The organism is Streptomyces sp. NPDC058663, from assembly GCF_042716745.1.
Lineage (GTDB): Bacteria > Actinomycetota > Actinomycetes > Streptomycetales > Streptomycetaceae > Streptomyces.
The window spans coordinates 1-21,001 of sequence record NZ_JBHXRV010000025.1; the positions used below are offsets into that span (position 1 = coordinate 1).

A 21,001-nucleotide genomic window follows, 5' to 3' on the forward strand; every position below is an offset into this window, starting at 1 on the left:
CGCTCGGTCAGCCGCCGAGGCCGGGGAGCGCGCCGGTGGGCAGTCCGCCGGCGGGCAGGCCCTTGGTGGGCAGGCCGCCGAGGAGACCGCCGACCGGGTCGGCCTTGTCGGTGGCCTGCGAGAGGGCTGCGGGGGCGGTCGTGGTGATCTGGCCGAGCGCCGCCTGGCCGGCCGCCAGGGCCTCGGGGCTGCCGGCGGGCAGCACGGACGCGACCTGGCCGACCGGGAGGACCGAGGTGACGGAGCCGAGCGCGCCGGCCGCGTCCGGCAGGGCGGGAGCGGCGCTCGCGGAACCGGCGGCGGTGGCGGCGAAGGCCGCACCGAGGGCGGCGACACCGAGGGTCTTGGCAGCAGACTGCTTCATGAAAACAACGTCCTCAGGGCTGGGGATGTGAGCGGCTCTGCAAGCTAGTCAGAGCGCCGCAAGCCCCGCAAACACCACCCGGCGGCCGGGACTTGATCTTCCCGGCCGCCTGTGCCGTGCAGGAGAGAGAGTGTCTCCCGCACGGTGAATCCGCTGGTCAGGGCGGTTTTACTGGAAGAGCCACTCCGACTTCAGCTCGGCGTAGCCGGGCTTGATGACCTCGCTGATCATGGCGAGTCGTTCATCAAAAGGAATGAAAGCGCTCTTCATCGCATTGACCGTGGTCCACAGCATGTCGTCGAGCGTGTAGCCGAAAGCGCCGATCAGGTGTTCGAACTCGCGGCTCATGCTGGTGCCGGACATCAGCCGGTTGTCGGTGTTCACGGTGACCCGGAACTGGAGCTTGCGCAGCAGGCCGAAGGGGTGCTCGGCGTACGAAGTGGCCGCCCCCGTCTGCAAGTTGGAGGTGGGGCACATCTCCAGCGGGATGCGCTTGTCACGGACGTACGCGGCCAGCCGGCCCAGCTGCACACTGCCGTCCTCGGCGACCTCGATGTCGTCGATGATGCGCACGCCGTGGCCGAGGCGGTCGGCGCCGCACCACTGGAGGGCCTGCCAGATGGAAGGCAGTCCGAAGGCCTCACCGGCGTGGATGGTGAAGTGGTTGTTCTCGCGCTTGAGGTACTCGAAGGCGTCCAGGTGGCGGGTGGGAGGGAAGCCCGCCTCGGCGCCCGCGATGTCGAACCCGACGACGCCCGCGTCGCGGTAGCGGTTGGCCAGCTCGGCGATCTCCAGGGCGCGGGCGGCGTGCCGCATCGCGGTGAGGAGGGCGCCGACGCGGATCCGGTGGCCGTTCTCCCTGGCGCGCTTCTCGCCCTCGCGGAAGCCCTCGTTGACGGCCTCGACGACCTCTTCGAGCGTGAGGCCCTGCTCCAGGTGCTGCTCGGGGGCGTACCGGATCTCGGCGTAGACGACGCCGTCCTCGGCGAGGTCCTCGGCGCACTCGGCGGCCACCCGGAACAGCGCCTCGCGGGTCTGCATGACGGCACAGGTGTGCGCGAAGGTCTCCAGGTAGCGCTCCAGCGAGCCGGAGTCGGCGGCCTCGCGGAACCAGATGCCGAGCTTGTCGGCGTCGGTCTCGGGGAGGTTGCCGTAACCGTTCTCGCGGGCGAGCTCGACGATCGTGCCGGGGCGCAGGCCGCCGTCGAGGTGGTCGTGCAGCAGCACCTTCGGTGCGCGGCGAATCTGGTCCGCGGTAGGCGTGTTGAGGTTCTGATTCGCGGTCTGGCGCGTGGTCTGGCTCGTCATCTGGGCACTCTAGCCCCTACGCGCGTAGATCGCGCCCGGTCGATACGTAACAGTGACCGTGCGGACGGGTGGAGTCCTCCTGGACTTCTGAGAATGTTCTGCCATGACACAGCATGTCGAGCCGGGGCCGACCGCCCGGCTGGGACGGGCAGCCCGGGCCGCCGGTGCGGTGAACGGGGTGGTGCTCGTCCTGCCGGGCGGTGAGCCCGAGTCCTCGCGGGGCCCCTCTCCCTGGGCGTACGCCGCCGCCAGACCGCTGGCCCGCGAGCTCGCGGCGGCGGGTGCGGGCGAGGGCCTGGCGGTGCACGTGGTGCGCTACCGGGGGCGCGGCTGGAACGGCGACGCCGCCCGGCTCGCGGCGGATGCCCGGTGGGCCGTCGACGAGGCGGTGCGGCGGTACGGCGACGTGCCGGTGTGCCTGGCGGGGCTCGACATGGGCGGCCGGGCGGCACTGCGGGCGGCCGGGCACGAGGCGGTCGGCGCGGTGGTGGCACTGGCGCCGTGGCTGCCCGGGGACCCGGCGGGGGCGGCGGAACCCGTACGGCAGCTGGTGGGGCGGCAGGTGCTGATCGCGCACGGCACCGACGACGGGCGGGCCGATCCGGAGCTGTCGTTCCGGCTGGCGGAGCGGGCGAAGAAGGCGAACCGGGACACCTGCCGGTTCGAGGTGCACTCGGACGGACACGGGATGCGGCAGCACCGGGCGGAGGTGCGGGCGCTCGCCGTGGACTTCGTGCTGGGCTCGCTCTTCGGCCGGCCGTTCGCGCGGCCACTTCAGGACGCGCTGGCGGCGCCGCCTCCGCTGGGGCTGCGGATGCCGCTGGCGGCGGGGTTCGGGCAGCGGTAGCCCGCCCTCCCCCTCCCGGACGCCCTGGTGGGCAAATGCTCCACCAGCGGACAATTGCCCACCCCGCTCGCGCGCGGCCCGCACCCCTCTGACACCCTCGACACCATGAGCACCAGCGTGGACCGCATCAAGCCCACCCACTGGGCCTCCTTCGTGCCCGTACTGGCCCTCGTACTCCTCGGCTTCACGTGGGGGCGGGACATGCCCGGGGTGGTGGTGACCCTGCTCGCGTGCTTCCTCGGCGGTGCCGTGCTGGCCGCCGTGCACCACGCGGAAGTGGTCGCGCACAGAGTCGGCGAACCGTTCGGGTCGCTCGTACTGGCCGTGGCGGTGACGATCATCGAGGTCGCGCTCATCGTCACCCTGATGGCCGACGGCGGCGAGAAGAGCGCGTCGCTGGCCAGGGACACCGTCTTCGCCGCCGTGATGATCACGACCAATGGAATCGTGGGCATCTCGCTGCTGGTCGGTTCGCTCAAACGGCGGGTCGCCGTGTTCAACCCGGAGGGGTCGGTGGCCGCCTTCGGGGCCATCGCCACCCTGGCAGGTCTCAGCCTCGCGCTGCCGACGTTCACCACCAGCACGCCGGAGGCCGAGTTCACGCCGACGCAGCTGATCTTCGCGGCCGTGGCCGCCGTGTTCCTGTACGGGATGTTCGTCGTCACGCAGACCGTCAGGCACCGCGACTACTTCCTCCCCGTGACCCAGGAGGGCAAGGTCATCGATGAGGACGAGCACGCCGATCCGCCGCCGGCCAAGGTCGCGCTGATCAGTCTCGGACTGCTCGCGGTGTCCCTGGTGGCGGTCGTCGGGCTGGCCAAGGGGGTGTCGCCGACCATCGAGGCCGGGGTGGACGCCGCGGGGCTGCCCGCGTCCGTCGTCGGTGTGGTGATCGCGCTCCTGGTGCTGCTGCCGGAGAGCATCGCGGCCGTACGGGCGGCCAAGCGGGACCGCGTGCAGACCAGCCTGAACCTGGGGCTGGGATCGGCCATGGCGAGCATCGGCCTGACCATTCCGGCCGTCGCGCTGGCGTCCATCTGGATGGAGGGGCCGCTGCTGCTGGGGCTCGGGGCGACCCACATGGTGCTGCTGGCGCTGACGGTCGCGGTGGGCACCCTGACCTTCGTGCCGGGGCGGGCGACTCCGCTGCAAGGTGGCGTGCACCTGTCGCTGTTCGCGGCGTACCTGGTGCTGGCGGTCAGTCCGTAGCGGGGCCGCGGCACTGTCCGGTCAGTCCGTAGCGGACGGACACAGGCCCGCCGCCCTTCAGTCCGTGGCGGCGCCGGTGTCCTGGCCCGGCACCTCCACCAGGGCCGTGCGCGGCAGGATGTGACCTCGGCGGGCGAGCAGGAAGCGCTTGAAGGCCGCGACCGGCGGTGTGTCCGGGTGGCCGTCCAGCCAGGCCACCCCGATCTCGCGGGCGGCGCGCGGCGCGGTCACGGTCAGCTCCACGACGCCGGGGCGCGCCACCGCCGGTGGCGGCAGCAGGGCCACCCCGAGGCCGGCGGCCACCAGGCCGCGCAGGGTCTCCGCCTCCTCCCCCTCGAAGGCGACCTTCGGCTTGAACCCCGCCTGGGTGCACAGGTCGTCGGTGATGCGGCGCAGGCCGTAGCCGGGCTCCAGGGTGACGAAGGTTTCCTCGGCGGCCTCGGCGAGCCGGATCCGCTTGCGGCCGGCCAGCCGGTGGTCGTCGGGCACCACCAGACGCAGCCGCTGTTCGTCGAGGCGGCGCGAGACCAGGTCGGGCGCCTCGGGGACGGGCGAGGTGAGGCAGAGGTCGAGGTCCCCGGCGCGCAGCCGCTCCAGCATGGCCTCGCCGTAGTTCTGGACGAGCTGGAACCGGATGTGCGGGTGGTCGGCACGGAAGGCGCGGATCAGGGCGGGCACGGTCTCCGAACCCATGGTGTGCAGGAAGCCGAAGGCGACCTTTCCCGTGGTGGCGTCCGCGTCGGCGCGTACCGCGTCCGCCGCCTTCTCGACCTCGGCCAGCGCCCGTTCGACGGCGCTCAGGAAGGTGCGGCCCGCCGGGGTGAGGGAGACCGTGCGGCCCTTGCGCGCGAACAGCGCGACATCCAGGTCGTCTTCGAGGCGGACCATGGCACGGGAGAGCGTGGACTGCGGCACGCCGAGCTCGTGCGCGGCCCGGGTCACGTGCTCGTGCCGGGCGACCGCGGCGAACTGGGCGAGCCGGGGCGCAAGCACCTGCTGGATGTCTTCTTCGTAACTACTGGGTGACAGCCGACCCTGTGAGCTCTGCTTATGCGCCATGGGATGGATTATCGCCGGTCTGTGCATTGGACGCATGAGAAGGCCAGGTCTAGGTTTCAGTCATGCCTTCCGCCAGTACCACGGCGTCCATACCTGTAGTTGTGGGCGCCGAGCCTTCTGATTCCTTCGATTCCTCTGTCGCCCCCGACTCCGGTGGCGCTTCCGCTGCCGACGGAGCCGGTGTGCCTGCCGACACCCGGCTGAGCCCCTCCTCCCCGGCCTTCCGGCGGATGAGCCTCGCGCTCTTCGCGGCCGGCATGGCGGCGTTCGCCCTGCTCTACTCCACGCAGGCGCTGCTGCCCGCGATCTCCGCCGACCTCAACGTGAGTGCGGCGCAGGCGAGTTGGACGGTTTCGGCGGCGACGGGCGCGCTCGCCCTGTTCGTACTGCCGCTCAGTGCGCTGTCCGAGCGGTTCGGGCGGCGGACGCTGATGACGTACTCCCTGGGGGTGGCGGTCGGCGTCTCCGCGCTGATCCCGCTCGCACCGGACGTGGGCTGGCTGATCGCGCTGCGCGCGGTGCAGGGTGCGGCGCTGGCCGGTCTTCCGGCCTCGGCGATGGCGTTCCTGGCGGAGGAAGTACGGCCGAAGGCGCTGGTCGCGGCGATCGGACTGTTCGTGGCGGGCAACTCGATCGGCGGCATGAGCGGACGGATCGTCACCGGCTGGGTCGCCCAGCTGTGGGACTGGCGGGCGGCGCTCGCGGCCGTGGCGCTGATGGCGCTCGTGTGCGCGGTGGTCTTCCGGCTGCTGCTGCCGAAGGCCCGCAACTTCCGCCCCGGGACCCTGAACCCGAAGGCCCTGGCCAAGACCGTGGGCACGCACCTGTCCGACCCGCTGCTGCGCAGGCTGTACGCGATCGGTGCGCTCTTCATGACCGTCTTCGGCGCGGTCTACACGGTGATCGGCTACCGGCTCGTCGAGGCGCCGTTCAGCCTGCCGCAGGGCATCGTCGGCTCGATCTTCCTGGTGTACCTGGTGGGCACCGTGTCGTCGGCCGCGGCGGGCAAGCTGGTGGCGCGTACCGGTCGGCGCGGGGCGCTGTACCTGGCGGTTACGACCACCACGCTCGGGCTGCTGCTGTCCCTGTCGGACTCGCTCGCGGGGGTGCTGTCCGGTCTGGTGCTCATCACCGCGGGCTTCTTCGCCGGGCACGCCGTCGCCTCGTCGTCGGTCAGCCACACCGCGAAGACCGGCCGGGCGCAGGCGTCCGCGCTGTACCAGTCGGCGTACTACCTGGGCTCCAGCGTCGGCGGCACGCTCGGCGCGACCGCGTTCCACGCGGGCGGCTGGGGAGCCACGGTGGCCCTCGGACTGCTGGCCGTCGTCGGCGTCGCCGCGATCACCCTGTACGGGACGCGCTGCGCGCGGGTGGAGCGGCGCGCCTCGCTGCTGGTCGCGCGCTCCTGAGCCACCTTCCGCCGCCGCGCGGCCCCGGCCCCGTACCGCGCCGCCCGGTCCCGGTCCGACGCGCGGCGCGGGCCCCGTACCGCCTCGCGTCCCCGGCCCCGTACCCGCTGTCACGAAGTCGTGACACTTCGCCTCTCCCGTAGGTACAACCGGATTGTTCCCCCGCTCGTCTACCCGTTCACACACGTGCGGCACGGCACTTCCGGCGGTGCGCACGGCAGGGGAAAGGGAAGGTCCATGGGGGACTCGAAGAGAGTGCGCATCGCGCTCCGCACCCGTACGCGTACCGGAATAGCCCTGGGGGTCACCGCTCTGGTGGTCCCGGCGGCGCTGACCGTGGGAATGGCCGCTCCCGCGCAGGCGGCCTCGTGCTCGACCAGCACGGGCCCGTACCAGAAGCAGGTCGAGAAGTTCCTGAAGCTGAAGGTGGACGGGAGGCAGTCGGCGGCCGACTGCCGGGCCATCCGCGGCTTCCAGTCCCAGCACGGCATCACCCCGACCATCGGCTACGCGGGCGCGGTGACCTGGCGGACGATGGACACGATGAACAAGCAGAAGGCGGCCGGCAAGAACCCCAACGCGGCCGGCGCGTGCCCGACCAACAGGGGCCGCATCGCCTGTGTGGACCTGACCCGGCAGCTGAGCTGGATCCAGGACGGCAACAAGCTCAAGTACGGCCCGGTGCCGATCCGTTCGGGGCGCGACGGGAACGAGACCCGGACCGGCCTGAAGAAGGTCTACCACCGCAACATCAACCACTACTCGACGCTCTACCACGTGCGGATGCCGTACGCGCAGTTCTTCGACGGGGGCATCGCCTTCCACTCGGCGGGCGTCTCCATGTGGAACCCGCCGGGCTCGCGCGGTTGCGTGAACATGCGGACCGCGGACGCGAAGAGCTACTGGGGGCTGCTCAAGAAGGGCAGCAGTGTCTTCGTGTACGGACGCAAGGCCGGTACCTGAGCGAGGGGTCCGGGACCTGAGCGAGGGGTCCGGGACCTGAGCCAGGGGTTCAGGACCTGCGTGAGGGGTTCAGGACCTGCGCGAAGGGTTCGGGACCTGCGCGAAGGGTTCGCGGCCTGGCCGGGGTCCGGCGGCGCACCCCGGCCGGGCCGTTCTGCGCATTGCGGCCCCCACTGTCAGACCCCTCCCGTAAAGTTCCACAGCACAGGAGCAGTGGGTGGATGAGCGGTGGGGTGGACCCTGTGAGTGATGTCGCGACGCCAGGTGTGGATGCGCAACTGGAGGACTACCGGACCGAGTTGACGGGTTTCTGTTACCGGATGCTCGGCTCCGCCTTCGAGGCGGAGGATGCCGTGCAGGACACGATGGTGCGCGCGTGGCGCAGTCAGGACCGGTTCGAGGGGCGTTCCTCGCTGCGGTCCTGGCTGTACCGGATCGCGACCAACGTGTGCCTGGACATGCTGGGCAGCAGCAAGAAGCGGGCCAGGCCGATGGACTTCACCGATCCGAAGCCGCTCGCCCAGGCCCAGCTGAATCCGCACCCGGAGGCGGTCTGGCTGGAGCCGGTGCCGGACGGTCGCGTGCTCAGCCCGGTCGCGGACCCGGCGGAGACCGCCGTCGCGCGCGAGTCCGTACGACTGGCCTTCGTGGCCGCGCTCCAGCACCTGCCGCCGAAGCAGCGGGCGGTGCTGATCCTGCGCGAGGTGCTGGCGTGGAAGGCGAGCGAGGTCGCGGAGCTCCTGGAGACGAGCGTCGCCTCGGTGAACTCGGCACTCCAGCGGGCGCGGGCGACGCTGGCCGAGTCGAAGACGGCCGACTCCGACACCGCCAAGCCGATGGACGAGGAGCAGCGGAAGCTGCTGGAGCGGTACGTGGCCGCCTTCGAGGGCTACGACATGAAGACGCTGACGGCCCTGCTCCACGAGGACGCCGTGCTCTCCATGCCCCCGTTCGACCTGTGGCTGGTCGGCGCCGCGGACATCACCGGCTTCATGCTCACCCATGGTGCCGCGTGCAACGGCTCCCGGATGCTGGCCACGGTGGCCAACGGGACGCCTGCCTTCGCCCAGTACCACCCGACCCCCGCGGGTCACTTCGAGCCGTGGGCACTCCAGGTCGTCGAGATCTCAGACGGCCGGGTCTCCCACATCAACACGTTCCTCGACACCAAGCGGTGGTTCCCGCTGTTCGACCTGCCGGCCAGGATCGAGGCCGACGGGACTCCCGGGCCGCTCGCCGTTCCCGGGGGGATCTCCGGATTCGAAGCCGCCGCCGCTGCCGCCGCCGCTGCTGCGGGTGGTGGTGAAGGACAGGCCGACCAGGTCCAGTAGGTCGGTCAGTTCGCGGCTGGGGTGCCCGAGCAGGAGCTTGCACCCCAGCCTGCGGGCGGTCACCCGCATCCGGGCCAGCGCTTCGACGGCGGGCAGCCCGGGGTCGGTGAGCGCGGAGACGTCACAGGTGAGTTCCGTCGCGCCCGTGGCCAGGACGAGTGCGTGCAGCCGCTCGCACAGGTGCGGTACGTCGGCCCTGGTCACGGGGCCGACGATCGCCATGGGGTGGTGCGTCGCAGAGTGTTCCACGGCAATTAGGACCGGTGCTCCGGCCGGAACTCATCGGTGGGCGTGCGAACGGCTGGCCGGTGTGGCCTGATTCCTGGTGTCAGCGGCCGGGTGTGCAGGCGGTCGGTGGCACTCCGACCGTCGCCGTGAAGTCCCGTACCAAGTGCGCCTGATCGGTGTACCCGAGGTCGGCGGCGAGCCCGGCCCAGTCCACGGCGGCCTCGGACTCGGCGTGTTCGAGTGCCTCGTGGATGCGGTAGCGCAGGATCACCCACTTGGGGCCGACGCCCACCTGACGGGCGAAGAGGCGTTGCAGGGTGCGCGGCGACAGGCCCGCGCTACGGGCGAGGTCGCCGGCCCGGCGGACGGTCCGGTCGCGGCGGATGCGCTCGACGAGTGCCATGGCGAGCTCGGCCCCGGGGTCGGGCACCGGGCCCAGGGACAGCAGGAAGGCGTCCAGTGCCGCCACCCGCGCCCGGTCGTCGGACGGATCGAGGACGCTGCCCGAGGGCGCGGGGTCCCCGAGGGAGGGGAAGACGCCGGTCAGGGGGAGCCGGCGGCCGGTCCAGTCCGACACCGGGCGGCCCGGCCGGAAGGGCCCGAAGCCGCCCGGCCTGAACTGCACGCCGCAGACCCGGCCCACACCCTCCAGCTTCGTCGTGAACAGGCCCCGGCAGATCCCGGCGACCTCGCCGGAGGCGGGCTCCTCCCCCCGGCGCTGGAACACGAGGTTGACCGAAGGATGCGGCACCACATGGGAGACGTACGGCTCGGTGAGGTCCCAGTCGATGAACCAGTAGTGCTCCAGGAACGGGCGGAGCTGCGGCGCGGCCGGCTCGTGGCGGCGGAACCTCACCCGGGCCATGAGTCCCGACGCGTCGACGATGCCTCTGGTGTCCCTGCGGGGCGCTGCCATGGACGAATCCTAGAAGCCCGCACTGGCGCGTTTTTACAAGATGACCACCCCTGTGACTGACTACCGTCGGCCCATGACCCAGAAGATCAGCGAACTCCTCGAAGCGTCCGGCGACCGCGCCGTCGCCGTGCTCGACGGCATCGGCGACGGACAGCTCGGCGACCGCACGCCCTGTGCCGAGTACGACGTACGCGCGCTGGTGAACCACCTCTTCCACGTGGTGGTCCAGTTCCAGGCCCTCGCGGCCAAGCAGGACGCGGACTTCTCCCGCACCGTCGACCACATCGGCCAGGGACCCGACTGGCGGGAGCGGTTCGCGGCCGAGGTCCGCCGACTGGTCGAGGCCTGGGCGGCGCCCGGTGCCGAGGAGGGGACCTCGGGCCAGATGGGTTTCCCGGCGCGCACGGTCGGCGGGATGGTCCTCGGTGACCTCACCCTGCACGCCTGGGACCTGGCGAGGGCCACCGGCCGCCCTTACACCCCGGACCCGGCGGTCGTCGCCGATCTGGCCCCGGCGGTCGCCGCGATCGCTCCGGGCGCCCGGAAGGCGGGGGTGTACGGCGCCCCGGTCGAGGTGCCCGAGGGTGCGTCCGACTTCGATGTGGTGCTGGCGACGACGGGACGCGACCCGTCCTGGAAGCCGTAGGACGTCCGGAATCCGCCGGGCGGGCGGGTCTCAGCCCGTCCAGCGGCCGGACAGGTAGGAGACGGCGAAGAGCACCATCAGCGGGGCCACCACCGCCAGATAGGCCGTCCGGATCCGGGGACGGCGCAGGCTCCAGGCCGCGAGCAGGGTCCACAGCGGCCACCACAGCAGGGTCGCCCTCGGCACCGAGGTGAACCAGTACGAGGTGCCCAGCGCCCAGAGGCTCAGAGCGATGTAGACCGCCTCGGGCCAGCGCCGCAGCCACACCAGCACCCCCAGCAGGACCAGCCCCACCACCATGGCGGCCAGCTCCGCCTGCCACATGTACGCGTAGCCCGTGCTGTACGCGCCGTCGAAGGCCGCCTGCCAGGTCGTCCGCCAGGCTTCCCACGGGGCGTGGAACTCCCGGTACCAGCCGCGCTCCTGCGCGTGTTTCCAGGCCATCCAGTCGCCGGTGCGGCTGTGCAGGTACGCGCTGTAGGCCAGCGCGGGGAGGGCCGGCACCAGGGTCCAGCCGAGCGGCCGCCAGGCCCTGGCCGAGCGGGCCCGCCACGCGGTGATCAGGAAGTGCACGCCGATCGCGGCGGCCACGAAGAGCCCGCTGATGCGGACCGTGGTGGCGAGCGCCGTGAGGATGCCGGCCGCCGCCCACTGGTGGCGCTGCGCGGCCAGCCAGGCGGGCAGAGCGAGGGCGAGGAAGAGCGTTTCGGTGTATCCGGCGGCGAGGAACACCGCACAGGGCGAGAGCAGCAGGAACAGCACGGCACGGTGGCCGGCCTGCGGTGCCGCGGCCTCCGCCGAGGGCGCCACTCCCGCATCAGCCGCATCAGCCGCACCGCTGCCCTGCGACGACCCGTCGCCCGCACCGCTCCCCCGCACCGCGCGCCGTACCGCTTCGAGGGCGATGCTCCCGCCCTCGTACCGCTGGCCGGACACCCGGGCTCCGCCGCCGGTACCCCGGCCCGGGGTACCGCTTTCCCTTCCGGGGCGCCGCACCGTGCCCGGGACCGTGCTCTCCCCGGGCAGGTGCAGCCTGGCTATTCGGGCCAGGGCGAGGACCGCCACCGCTCCCGCCACGAAGGAGATCAGCAGCCCCGCCAGGGTCCAGTCGGGGACGACGACGTGCACGGCGCGCAGCACCAGCGGGAAGCCGGGGAAGAAGGCCTCCCGGTTGTCCCAGCCCTCCGTTCCGGGACCCGAGCCGGGCGGGAAGTATCCCTCCTGCGCGATGTGCAGGAAGTGCGTCCAGTCCCACTGCGCCCAGCGGGACAGCGCGGACGGGGCGTTCTTCGCCTCGCCGTCGGCGGGGAAGACCCAGGCGACGCTGTACGAGGTGCCCCACAGGCCGACCCGGGTGAGCAGGTAGAGCCACAGCACGTCGCGGTCCGCGCCGTGCAGCGGCAGCCGGACCGGCCGCGGAAGGCGGCGCGGCCACCTGACCGCGCCGGTGCCCCGCGCGTCGGGAGCGGCGGCCCCGCGGCCGGTGCCCGGCTGCTGCTGGCCGGTCCGCTGCGGCGGTGGCACGACGGTCATGGTGCGGCTCTCCTGGGCGATTCGAGGGGCGTGCGGTGGTGCGGACGTGCGAACGGTACGGGCGTACCGAAGAGTCACCCGTCGTACATGCGTACGCGAACCGCACCGCGTACGGAAGACGGCAGAAACGTGGCGAACCGTTCCACCCGTCAGGCGAATCCTTTCTGCACCTCCGTCTGCCCCCGCACACGCACGGGACCGGCGGGGTTCGCACCCCGCCGGTCCCGTGCGTCACAGAGTCGGGCACTCCCAGAGTGCCCCGGCTCAGGCGATCCGGTCCAGCACGATCGGCGCCGGGACGAAGTCGCGGGCGCTCTCGCTGCCCTCGTCGGCGGTCAGGACACCGCCGTCCAGCGCCTCGATGGCGTACGCGAACTTCTCCGGAGTGTCGGTGTGCAGCGTCATCAGCGGCTGGCCCGCCACGACGCGGTCACCGGGCTTGGCGTGCAGTTCGATGCCCGCACCCGCCTGCACCACGTCCTCCTTGCGGGCCCGGCCCGCGCCGAGCCGCCAGGCCGCGACGCCCACGGCGTACGCGTCCAGTTCGGTCAGCACACCGGTGGACGAGGCGTTGATCACATGCCGCTCACGGGCCACCGGAAGAGCCGCGTCCGGGTCGCCGCCCTGGGCCTGGATCATGCGCCGCCACACGTCCATCGCGGAGCCGTCACGGAGCGCCTTCTCCGGGTCGGCGTCCGGCAGGCCCGCCGCGTCCAGCATCTCGCGGGCCAGTGCGAGGGTCAGCTCGACGACGTCCGCGGGCCCGCCGCCGGCCAGTACCTCGACGGACTCCCGTACCTCCAGGGCGTTGCCGGCGGTCAGGCCGAGCGGGGTCGCCATGTCGGTCAGCAGCGCGACGGTCTTGACGCCGTGGTCGGTGCCCAGGCCGACCATCGTGGAGGCCAGCTCGCGCGCGTCCTCGATGTTCTTCATGAAGGCGCCGGAGCCGACCTTGACGTCCAGGACCAGCGATCCGGTGCCCTCGGCGATCTTCTTCGACATGATCGAGGAGGCGATCAGCGGGATCGCCTCGACGGTGCCGGTCACGTCGCGCAGCGCGTAGAGCTTCTTGTCGGCGGGGGCGAGCCCGTCGCCGGCGGCGCAGATCACGGCGCCGGTCGACTCCAGCACGTCCAGCATCTCGGCGTTGGAGAGCAGCGCGCGCCAGCCCGGGATGGACTCCAGCTTGTCGAGCGTGCCGCCGGTGTGGCCCAGTCCCCGTCCTGAGAGCTGCGGCACGGCCGCGCCGCAGGCCGCGACCAGCGGGGCGAGCGGCAGCGTGATCTTGTCGCCGACGCCGCCGGTGGAGTGCTTGTCGGCGGTGGGACGGGAGAGCTGGTCGAAGTTCATCCGCTCGCCGGAGGCGATCATGGCGGCGGTCCAGCGGGCGATCTCGGTCCGGTTCATGCCGTTCAGCAGGATCGCCATGGCCAGCGCCGACATCTGCTCGTCGGCGACCGCACCGCGCGTGTACGCGTCGATGACCCAGTCGATCTGCTCGGGGCTCAGCTCGCCGCGGTCGCGCTTGGTGCGGATGACGGAGATGACGTCCATGGGGTCGGGTTTCCTTCCGGTCGTACGGATGCGTACCTCTGCGTAACGCATCTACGCGCGTTGCTTTCCAAACGGGCCGCGGCCCCGCCACACACGTGACAGGGCCGCGAAGGTACTACGTCAGATGCTGCGGGCCAAAGGCGTCGGGGAGCATCTCGCCGAGGGTGCGTACCCCCGCCGAGGTCTCCAGGAGCAGCTCGGGGCCGCCGAACTCGTACAGCAGCTGCCGGCAGCGGCCGCACGGCATCAGGTTCTCACCCCGGCCGTCGACGCAGGTGAAGTGCGTCAGCCGGCCGCCGCCCGATGCCTGGAGCGCGGAGACGAGACCGCACTCGGCGCACAGCGAGAGGCCGTAGGAGGCGTTCTCCACGTTGCAGCCGACGACCGTGCGGACGGTGCCGCTGCCGTCGTCCGCCAGTGCCGCCGCGCCGACCGGGAACTTCGAGTACGGCACGTACGCCCGGGACATCGCGTCCCGTGCGGCGTCGCGCAGTTGCTCCCAGTCGACGGCGGCGGCGGGGGCGGTCACTTGCCCTGCCCCTTGCGGTAGCGCATGCCGTCGGCCTTGGGCATCCGCAGGCGCTGCGCGGAGAGCGAGAGGACGAGGAGGGTCACCACGTACGGGGTGGCGCTCACGAACTCGTTGGGCACGGTGTCCGTACCGAGGTACCAGACCAGCACGCCCGCCGCGACGACGGCGGAGATGGCGGCGGCGATGTACGCCTTCTTGTACGCCTTCCACAGGGCGAGGCCGGCCAGCAGCACCACCAGGAGCAGCAGCAGCGCGTGGACGGAGGAGCCGCCGTTGCGCAGCTGGAGGGCGTCGGCGAAGCCGAAGAGGCCCGCGCCCATGGCGAGGCCGCCGGGACGCCAGTTGCCGAAGATCATCGCTGCCAGGCCGATGTAGCCGCGGCCGCCGGTCTGGCCCTCGTTGTAGATATGCGAGGTGACCAGGGAGAGGAAGGCACCGCCGAGTCCGGCCATGCCGCCGGAGACGATGACGGCGATGTACTTGTACTTGTAGACGTTGACGCCGAGCGATTCGGCGGCGATCGGGTTCTCGCCGCAGGAGCGCAGGCGCAGACCGAACGAGGTCTTCCACAGCACCCAGAAGGTGAGCACGAAGAGCAGCACGGCGACGATCGTCAGAAGCGAGACGTTGCTGACCAGGCCGCCGAGGACGCCCGCGACGTCCGAGACGAAGAACCAGTGGTGCTTCTCGATCGAGGAGAGCCAGTCGGAGACGCCGGGCAGGGTGACCGTGCTGATGTCGTCGACCGGCGGGGACTGCTTGGGGCTGCCGCCCTTGGCCGCCGCCTCGCCGCTGTTGAACCAGAGCTTGGCGAAGTACGTGGTGACGCCGAGCGCCAGGATGTTGATCGCGATGCCGGAGATGATGTGGTCGACGCCGAAGGTGACGGTGGCCACCGCGTGCAGCAGACCGCCGAACATGCCGCCGACGACACCGGCGAGCACGCCGATCCACGGGTTGGTCTGCCAGCCCGCCCAGGCACCGAAGAAGGTGCCGAGGATCATCATGCCTTCGAGGCCGATGTTGACGACGCCCGCGCGCTCGGCCCACAGTCCGCCGAGACCGGCGAGGCCGATCGGGACGGCCATGGAGAGCGCGGCGCCGATCTGGCCGGCGGCGGTGATGTCCTGGGCGCCGGTGATGGCGCGCACCGCGGAGAGGGCGAGCAGCCCGGCCGCGACGATCAGGAGGACGACGGGGAGCGAGAGGCGGGAGGTGACCGCCTTGCCGAGCCCTTGCTTTCCGGGCTGCTTCTGCGGCGCCGGGGTGGAAGTCGCCGTACTCACGCCGACACCTCCTGCTTCTCTGTGTTATTGCCGTGGCGCGCCTGGTCGGCGAGCTTCTCGCCGACCTGCCGCTGCTGGCGCTTGAGGCCGTAGCGGCGGACGACTTCGTACGCGATGACGACGGACAGGACGATGACGCCCTGGATGACGCCGACGATCTCCTTGTCGTAGCCCTCGAACTCCAGCTTTCCGCTGCCGCGCTCCAGGAAGCCCCAGAGGAGGGCGCCGAGGGCGATGCCGACGGGGTGGTTGCGGCCGAGGAGGGCGATGGCGATGCCGGTGAAGCCGATGCCGGTGGGGAAGTCGCCGCCGTACTCGTAGGAGTCGTTGAGCAGGGTCGGCATGCCGACCAGGCCCGCGACGAGACCGGAGATCACCATCGAGGTGACGACCATCTTCTTGACGTTGACGCCGCTCGCGTCGGCGGCCGTCTCGGACTGGCCGACGGTGCGCAGGTCGAAGCCGAAGCGGGTGCGCGACAGGATGTACCAGTACGCGACACCGGCGATGGCGGCGACCACGATGAAGCCCCAGATGGGGTCGGCCTGGGTCGGGAACGAGAAGAAGTGCGAGGACTCCGGCAGCGGCTTGGTGGCCACCTTGGTGCCCGCGCTGTCCAGGTGGCCGAGGCGGCCCTGCTGGAGGAGGTAGCCGATGATCGCGGTGGCGATCATGTTGAGCATGATCGTGGAGACGACCTCGGAGACGCCGCGGGTGACCTTGAGGACACCGGCGATGCCGGCCCACATGGCGCCGACGATCATCGCGGTGAGGATGATCAGCGGGATCTGCAGGAAGCCGGGCAGGGTCAGCGCGCCGCCGACGGCGGCGGCGAAGAACGCCGCGAGCCGGTACTGGCCGTCGACACCGATGTTGAAGAGGTTCATGCGGAAGCCGACGGCGACCGCGAGACCTGCCAGGTAGTACGTGGTGGCCTTGTTCAGGATGTAGACCTGGCTGTCCGACTTGGTGCCGTAGTCGAACATGATGCCGAAGGCGCTGAACGGCTCCTTGCCGGTGGCGAGCAGCACCACGGCGGTGACCAGGAACGCGGTCACGATCGCGAGCAGCGGGGCCGCGAGTCCCAGGAGCAACCGCTCCTTGTCGAACTTCTTCATCGGTCCTCTCCCCCAGTCCGGGGGTGCGTGTCGGGGGTGTCCTGGGCGCGCCCTGCGGCGGCCTCGGCCTGGGCCTGGGCCAGGTCCTCGGCGGTGGCTTCCAGGTGTCCGGTGGCGGCGCCGGTCATGGCCGAGCCGAGCTCCTCCGGGGTGACGGTGGCGGGGTCGGCGTCGGCGACCAGGCGGCCGCGGTACATGACCCGCAGGGTGTCCGAGAGCCCGATCAGTTCGTCGAGGTCGGCGGAGATCAGCAGCACGGCCAGGCCCTCACGGCGGGCCTCGCGGATCTGGTCCCAGATCTGTGCCTGCGCGCCGACGTCCACACCGCGGGTGGGGTGGGCGGCGATGAGCAGCTTGGGCGCGTGGCTCATCTCGCGGCCGACGATCAGCTTCTGCTGGTTGCCGCCGGACAGGGAGGCCGCGGTGACGTCGATGCCGGGGGTGCGGACGTCGTACTCGCGGACGATCCGCTGGGTGTCGGCGCGGGCGGCCTTGAGGTCGAGGAGGCCCTTGCTGCTGTTGGGCTTCTCGGTGACGTGGCCCAGGATGCGGTTCTCCCACAGCGGGGACTCCAGGAGGAGGCCGTGCTTGTGGCGGTCCTCGGGGATGTACCCGATGCCGTCCTCGCGCCGCTTGCGGGTGGGCGTGGTGGAGATGTCGGCGCCGTCCAGGGTGACGGCTCCGGAGTCCGGGGTGCGCATGCCCATGATGGCTTCGACGAGTTCGGCCTGGCCGTTGCCCTCGACGCCGGCGATGCCGAGTACTTCGCCCTTGTGGATGGTGAAGGCGATGTCGTCGAGCACGGAGCGGACCACGCCGTCCGGGTCGGTGGCGCTCATGCGCAGGTCCGAGACGCTCAGCATCGGCACCGTGGTGACGGTGGACTCGCGGGTCTCCGGGGAGGGGAGCTCGCTGCCGACCATCAGCTCGGCGAGCTGCTTGGGCGTGGTGTGCGCCGGGTCGGCCGTGCCGACGGTGGTGCCGCGCCGGATGACGGTGATCTCGTCGGCGACGGAGAGGACCTCGCCCAGCTTGTGCGAGATGAAGATGACGGTCAGGCCCTCGGCCTTGAGCTCGCGCAGGTTCGCGAAGAGTGCGTCGACCTCCTGGGGCACCAGGACGGCGGTCGGCTCGTCCAGGATCAGGGTGCGGGCGCCGCGGTAGAGGACCTTGAGGATCTCGATGCGCTGGCGGTCCGCGACGCCGAGGTCCTCGACGACGGCGTCCGGGCGGACGCCCAGGCCGTACGCGTCGGAGATCTCCTGGATCTTGGCGCGGGCCCGGTCACCGATGCCGTACAGCTTCTCCGAGCCGAGCACGACGTTCTCGAGGACCGTGAGGTACTCGGCGAGCATGAAGTGCTGGTGCACCATGCCGATGCCGCGGGCGATGGCGTCCCCGGGGCTGTTGAAGGTCACCTGCTCGCCGTCGATGGCGATGGTGCCCTCGTCGGGCTTCTGCATCCCGTAGAGGATCTTCATCAGAGTGGACTTGCCCGCACCGTTCTCGCCGACGAGGGCGTGCACGGTGCCGCGGCGCACGGTGATGGCGATGTCGTGGTTGGCCACGACACCGGGGAACCGCTTGGTGATGCCGTGCAGTTCGACAGCGGGGCTGCCGTCTGCGGCTCGGGATGCGGCGGGGGGACTGCTGGACGCTTTGATGGCGCACTCTCCTAGGCAGGAGGCGGAGGAGCTGAGGCGAGGTGTACGGGGTCCGGCGGACGCTGTACGGCGGGAAGGGTGTGGCGGAAAAGTACCGCGCACCCCGAGAGCTACGCGCGTAGCTCCGCCAAATTGTGGAGCAGCCCTGCCCGAAAGTGAAGCGTGGCGGGGGCTGTTCCGGTTGTCCGCGCCTCTTCCGCGAGGACTCGGGGAAGCCCGGCACGAGCCGGGGACAGGAATCGGGGCCCGCAGAGCGGCATCATGCCGCTGTGCGGGCCCCGTCCCTCAGGAAGAGGTGACTCAGAGAGTGGACCGGACCTTGATGGTGCCGTCCGCGATCTTCGCCTTGGCCTCGTCCAGCTTGGCCTGGATGTCCTTGATGTGGTCACCCGTGGTGGTCAGGGTGACGCCGTTCTTGGCGAGGGAGAACGAGCTGGTGCCGGTGCGCGGCTTGCCGTCCTTGATGGACTTGGCCAGCTCGAAGACGCCGACGTCGACGTTCTTCACGACGGAGGTGAGGATCGACGCCTTGTACTTCGACAGCGACGGGTCGAGCGCCTGGTCGGAGTCGACGCCGATGGCCCAGGAGCCCTTCTTGCCCGCGACGGCCTCGATGGCGCCGGCACCCGAACCGCCCGCGGCGGTGTAGATGACGTCCATGCCCTTGTCGAGCATGCCCTTGGCGGCCTGCTTGCCCTTGTCGGGGCTGCCGAAGCCGGAGATGTCCGAGCCGGTGCCCAGGTACTGGATCGTCACCTTGGCCGACGGCTTGGTCTCCTTGACGCCCTGCTGGAAGCCGGCCGCGAACTTCTTGATCAGCGGGGTGTCCACCGCGCCGATGAAGCCGACCTCGCCGCTCTTCGACTTCAGCGCGGCGGCGACGCCCGCGAGGTAGGAGCCCTGCTCCTCGGTGAAGACGATGTTGTTGACGTTCTTCTCTTCGGAGATCGAGTCGACCAGGCCGAAGGTGACCTTGGGGTGCTTCTTGGCGACCTTGTCGACGGCGTCCTTGTACGCGAAGCCGACGGCGACGACCGGGTTGTAACCGCCCTCGGCCAGGGACGCGAGGCGGGCCTCACGGTCGGCCGGGGTCTCGCTGGCCTTGGCGGTCAGTTCCTTGGTCTCCGCGCCGAGGTCGCTCTTGGCCTTGTCCAGGCCGCGCGCGGCGGAGTCGTTGAACGAGTTGTCACCACGGCCACCGACGTCGTAGGCCATGCCGACCTTGAGCTTGCCGCCGCTCTCGGAGCTGGAGGAGCTCCCGGTGGACGACTCGCCACACGCGGTGGCGGTGAAAGCGAGGGCCGCGGTGGCGACGCTCGCAGCAGCGATCTTGGATACCCGGCGCACGGGACGCTCCTTCAACCTGACCGAAGCGCCTCTGTGCGGCGCTGGTTTCGCGGCGATCGTAACGCGCGTAGATGCCGGTTTCAGCCCCGTTCATCAGTCGTTACCGGATCGTCGCGTGTTCGAATCGCCAGGGGATGACGTACATAAGCAAGGTACATACTCACAACGGACATAGCGAGCACCGCTGGAGGAACCTACAACCGCGCCCCCGGCGATGCCTTCCGGCCACCGGGGGCGCGTGCGCCCTCCGCCCTGACTGTTCGACCCACTCGGCGTGTCGTCGCAGGTGGGGGCGGTCGTCGCTGCTGAGCGGGGGTGGTCGCCGCCGCTGGAGCGGTCGCCGGCTAGTCGCGCACGTCCAGCAGTGCGGCGGCCGTGAACAGCTCCACGCCGACCGTGATCGCGTGCTCGTCCGCGTCGAAGTCGCCGCGGTGCAGGTCGCGCTTGACCGTGTCGCCGGGGGTGCGGACACCGAGCCTGGCCATCGCGCCGGGGACGTGTTCGAGGTACCAGGAGAAGTCCTCACCGCCCAGGCTCTGTTCGGTGTCCTCGATGGAGGACGGACCGCGGCGGGCGGCCATCGCACCCACCAGCAGTTCGACCACCGCGCCGTCGTTGACCACGGGCGGGACGCCGCGGATGTAGTTGATCTGCGACTTGGCGCCGTGCAGGGCCGCGATGTCGGCGACGGCCGCGTGGATCAGGTCGGGGGCGTCGCGCCAGGTGTCCAGGTCCAGGCAGCGGACCGTACCTGCCAGCTCGGCGTGCATCGGGATGACGTTGCACGCGTGGCCGGACTCGATGCGGCCCCAGGTGACGGAGAGCCCGGAGCGGGCATCCACCTGGCGGGAGATCACCGCGGGCACCTCGGTGGTCACCTTCGCCACTGCCATCACCAGGTCGGTGGTGAGGTGCGGGCGGGCGGTATGTCCACCGGGGCCGTCAAGAGCGATTTCCAGCCGGTCGCAGGCCGACGTGATCGGTCCCGTACGGAGGCCGATACGCCCCGCGTCGACCTTGGGGTCGCAGTGCACGGCGATCATGCGGCCGACCCCTTCGAGCACCCCGCACTTGATCGCCTCCGCCGCTCCACCGGGCAGCACTTCCTCCGCCGGCTGGAACAACAGCCGCACCGCACGGGGAAGTTGGCCCCTGCGGTGCAGCTCGGCCAGCACCAGACCGGCGCCCAGGACGACGGTGGTGTGCACGTCGTGCCCGCAGGCGTGCGCCCGGTCGGGCACGGTCGAGCGGTACGGCACCCCGACCTTGGCGTCCGGGATGGGCAGCGCGTCGATGTCGGCCCGCATCCCGAGCATCGGCGTGACGCCGTCCCACTCGCCGATGTCACAGACGAGTCCGGTGCCGGAGGCGAGCACCCGTGGCGCGAGACCCGCTTGCTCCAGGCGGGCCTTGATCGCGGCGGTGGTGCGGAACTCCTGATTGCCGAGCTCGGGGTGCATGTGCAAGTCCCGGCGGAAGGCGATCAGTTCGGCACGCAGCGCCTCGGGCAGCGTGCCGGGGAGATCGCCTCCGGCGTCGGGACCGACTTCGGACACGAGGGAGATCAACTGGTTCACCCCGTCAACGGTAGGCCCACTCCACCCCCAACTGCCTACCCATCAACAAAACTTCAGCCCGATAGGCGTAAGAAAACCGGCGAGGCGAGGTGTGCCCACGATGTGAGACG

General features: G+C 71.0%; 18 protein-coding genes and 1 pseudogene. 6 read left to right on the forward strand and 13 right to left on the reverse strand.

Annotated elements, in window-relative coordinates; genetic code table 11:
• Window positions 1-7: 7 nt before the first annotated feature.
• Together ACFWVV_RS19355 and ACFWVV_RS19360 are read right to left on the reverse strand one after the other, a co-directional pair.
• Window positions 8-364 carry an ATP-binding protein gene (locus ACFWVV_RS19355; RefSeq protein WP_384352209.1) on the reverse strand — a complete coding sequence of 119 codons (357 nt, stop codon included), beginning with the start codon at window positions 362-364 and terminating at the stop codon, window positions 8-10.
• 168 nt (window positions 365-532) lie between these two features.
• Complete coding sequence (locus ACFWVV_RS19360; RefSeq protein WP_384352210.1) at window positions 533-1,672, reverse strand: adenosine deaminase; 1,140 nt, start codon at window positions 1,670-1,672, stop codon at window positions 533-535.
• A 103-nt stretch (window positions 1,673-1,775) separates the two neighbouring features.
• Here ACFWVV_RS19360 and ACFWVV_RS19365 point away from each other — a divergent pair, with 103 nt between their 5' ends.
• Both ACFWVV_RS19365 and ACFWVV_RS19370 read left to right on the forward strand, forming a co-directional pair.
• The gene (locus tag ACFWVV_RS19365) at window positions 1,776-2,519 is read left to right on the forward strand and encodes an alpha/beta hydrolase (protein WP_384352213.1); all 744 of its coding nucleotides are present in this window, start codon (window positions 1,776-1,778) and stop codon (window positions 2,517-2,519) included.
• Between the two features lie 105 nt (window positions 2,520-2,624).
• Window positions 2,625-3,728 (forward strand): calcium:proton antiporter, encoded by a 1,104-nt coding sequence (locus ACFWVV_RS19370; RefSeq protein ID WP_384352216.1) that lies wholly within the window; start codon window positions 2,625-2,627, stop codon window positions 3,726-3,728.
• 57 nt (window positions 3,729-3,785) lie between these two features.
• Here the strand turns inward: ACFWVV_RS19370 and ACFWVV_RS19375 are convergent, their stop codons facing one another.
• Window positions 3,786-4,787, reverse strand: coding sequence for a LysR family transcriptional regulator (locus ACFWVV_RS19375; RefSeq protein WP_384352219.1), 1,002 nt, complete (start codon window positions 4,785-4,787; stop codon window positions 3,786-3,788).
• A 62-nt stretch (window positions 4,788-4,849) separates the two neighbouring features.
• Between ACFWVV_RS19375 and ACFWVV_RS19380 the strand changes: the two genes are divergently transcribed.
• The 3 genes from ACFWVV_RS19380 to ACFWVV_RS19390 all read left to right on the forward strand — a co-directional run bounded on the left by ACFWVV_RS19380 (window position 4,850) and on the right by ACFWVV_RS19390 (window position 8,490).
• On the forward strand, window positions 4,850-6,196 hold the full coding sequence (locus ACFWVV_RS19380) for an MFS transporter (protein WP_384352222.1): 1,347 nt from the start codon (window positions 4,850-4,852) through the stop codon (window positions 6,194-6,196).
• A gap of 237 nt (window positions 6,197-6,433) precedes the next feature.
• Window positions 6,434-7,159: a L,D-transpeptidase family protein gene (locus ACFWVV_RS19385; RefSeq protein ID WP_384352225.1), complete on the forward strand. Its 726-nt coding sequence runs from the start codon at window positions 6,434-6,436 to the stop codon at window positions 7,157-7,159.
• Window positions 7,160-7,380: 221 nt separating this feature from the next.
• Window positions 7,381-8,490, forward strand: a complete 1,110-nt coding sequence (locus ACFWVV_RS19390) for a sigma-70 family RNA polymerase sigma factor (RefSeq protein ID WP_384352228.1) — start codon at window positions 7,381-7,383, stop codon at window positions 8,488-8,490.
• A gap of 33 nt (window positions 8,491-8,523) precedes the next feature.
• Here ACFWVV_RS19390 and ACFWVV_RS19395 read toward each other — a convergent pair.
• Window positions 8,524-8,712: pseudogene (locus ACFWVV_RS19395) on the reverse strand (STAS domain-containing protein); the annotation flags it as partial.
• Between the two features lie 106 nt (window positions 8,713-8,818).
• Entirely contained in the window at window positions 8,819-9,634 is an 816-nt protein-coding gene (locus tag ACFWVV_RS19400) for a DUF6597 domain-containing transcriptional factor (RefSeq protein ID WP_384352230.1), read from the reverse strand.
• Window positions 9,635-9,707: 73 nt separating this feature from the next.
• Between ACFWVV_RS19400 and ACFWVV_RS19405 the strand changes: the two genes are divergently transcribed.
• Complete coding sequence (locus ACFWVV_RS19405; RefSeq protein ID WP_384352233.1) at window positions 9,708-10,280, forward strand: TIGR03086 family metal-binding protein; 573 nt, start codon at window positions 9,708-9,710, stop codon at window positions 10,278-10,280.
• A 30-nt stretch (window positions 10,281-10,310) separates the two neighbouring features.
• On the opposite strand, the gene ACFWVV_RS19410 is transcribed toward ACFWVV_RS19405, so the two are convergent.
• The 8 genes from ACFWVV_RS19410 to ACFWVV_RS19445 all read right to left on the reverse strand — a co-directional run bounded on the left by ACFWVV_RS19410 (window position 10,311) and on the right by ACFWVV_RS19445 (window position 20,891).
• Entirely contained in the window at window positions 10,311-11,813 is a 1,503-nt protein-coding gene (locus ACFWVV_RS19410) for a hypothetical protein (protein WP_384352236.1), read from the reverse strand.
• A 264-nt stretch (window positions 11,814-12,077) separates the two neighbouring features.
• Window positions 12,078-13,367, reverse strand: a complete 1,290-nt coding sequence (locus tag ACFWVV_RS19415; RefSeq protein WP_384352239.1) for a thymidine phosphorylase — start codon at window positions 13,365-13,367, stop codon at window positions 12,078-12,080.
• Between the two features lie 115 nt (window positions 13,368-13,482).
• The gene (locus ACFWVV_RS19420) at window positions 13,483-13,896 is read right to left on the reverse strand and encodes a cytidine deaminase (protein ID WP_384352242.1); all 414 of its coding nucleotides are present in this window, start codon (window positions 13,894-13,896) and stop codon (window positions 13,483-13,485) included.
• Window positions 13,893-15,185: an ABC transporter permease gene (locus tag ACFWVV_RS19425; protein ID WP_384352244.1), complete on the reverse strand. Its 1,293-nt coding sequence runs from the start codon at window positions 15,183-15,185 to the stop codon at window positions 13,893-13,895. Before ACFWVV_RS19425 ends, ACFWVV_RS19420 begins: the two co-directional genes overlap by 4 nt.
• Window positions 15,182-16,303, reverse strand: a complete 1,122-nt coding sequence (locus ACFWVV_RS19430) for an ABC transporter permease (RefSeq protein ID WP_384352247.1) — start codon at window positions 16,301-16,303, stop codon at window positions 15,182-15,184. Before ACFWVV_RS19430 ends, ACFWVV_RS19425 begins: the two co-directional genes overlap by 4 nt.
• The gene (locus ACFWVV_RS19435) at window positions 16,300-17,967 is read right to left on the reverse strand and encodes an ABC transporter ATP-binding protein (protein ID WP_384352515.1); all 1,668 of its coding nucleotides are present in this window, start codon (window positions 17,965-17,967) and stop codon (window positions 16,300-16,302) included. Before ACFWVV_RS19435 ends, ACFWVV_RS19430 begins: the two co-directional genes overlap by 4 nt.
• Before the next feature lie 300 nt (window positions 17,968-18,267).
• Entirely contained in the window at window positions 18,268-19,314 is a 1,047-nt protein-coding gene (locus ACFWVV_RS19440) for a BMP family protein (protein ID WP_384352250.1), read from the reverse strand.
• Window positions 19,315-19,658: 344 nt separating this feature from the next.
• On the reverse strand, window positions 19,659-20,891 hold the full coding sequence (locus ACFWVV_RS19445; RefSeq protein ID WP_384352253.1) for an amidohydrolase: 1,233 nt from the start codon (window positions 20,889-20,891) through the stop codon (window positions 19,659-19,661).
• Window positions 20,892-21,001 lie beyond the last annotated feature (110 nt).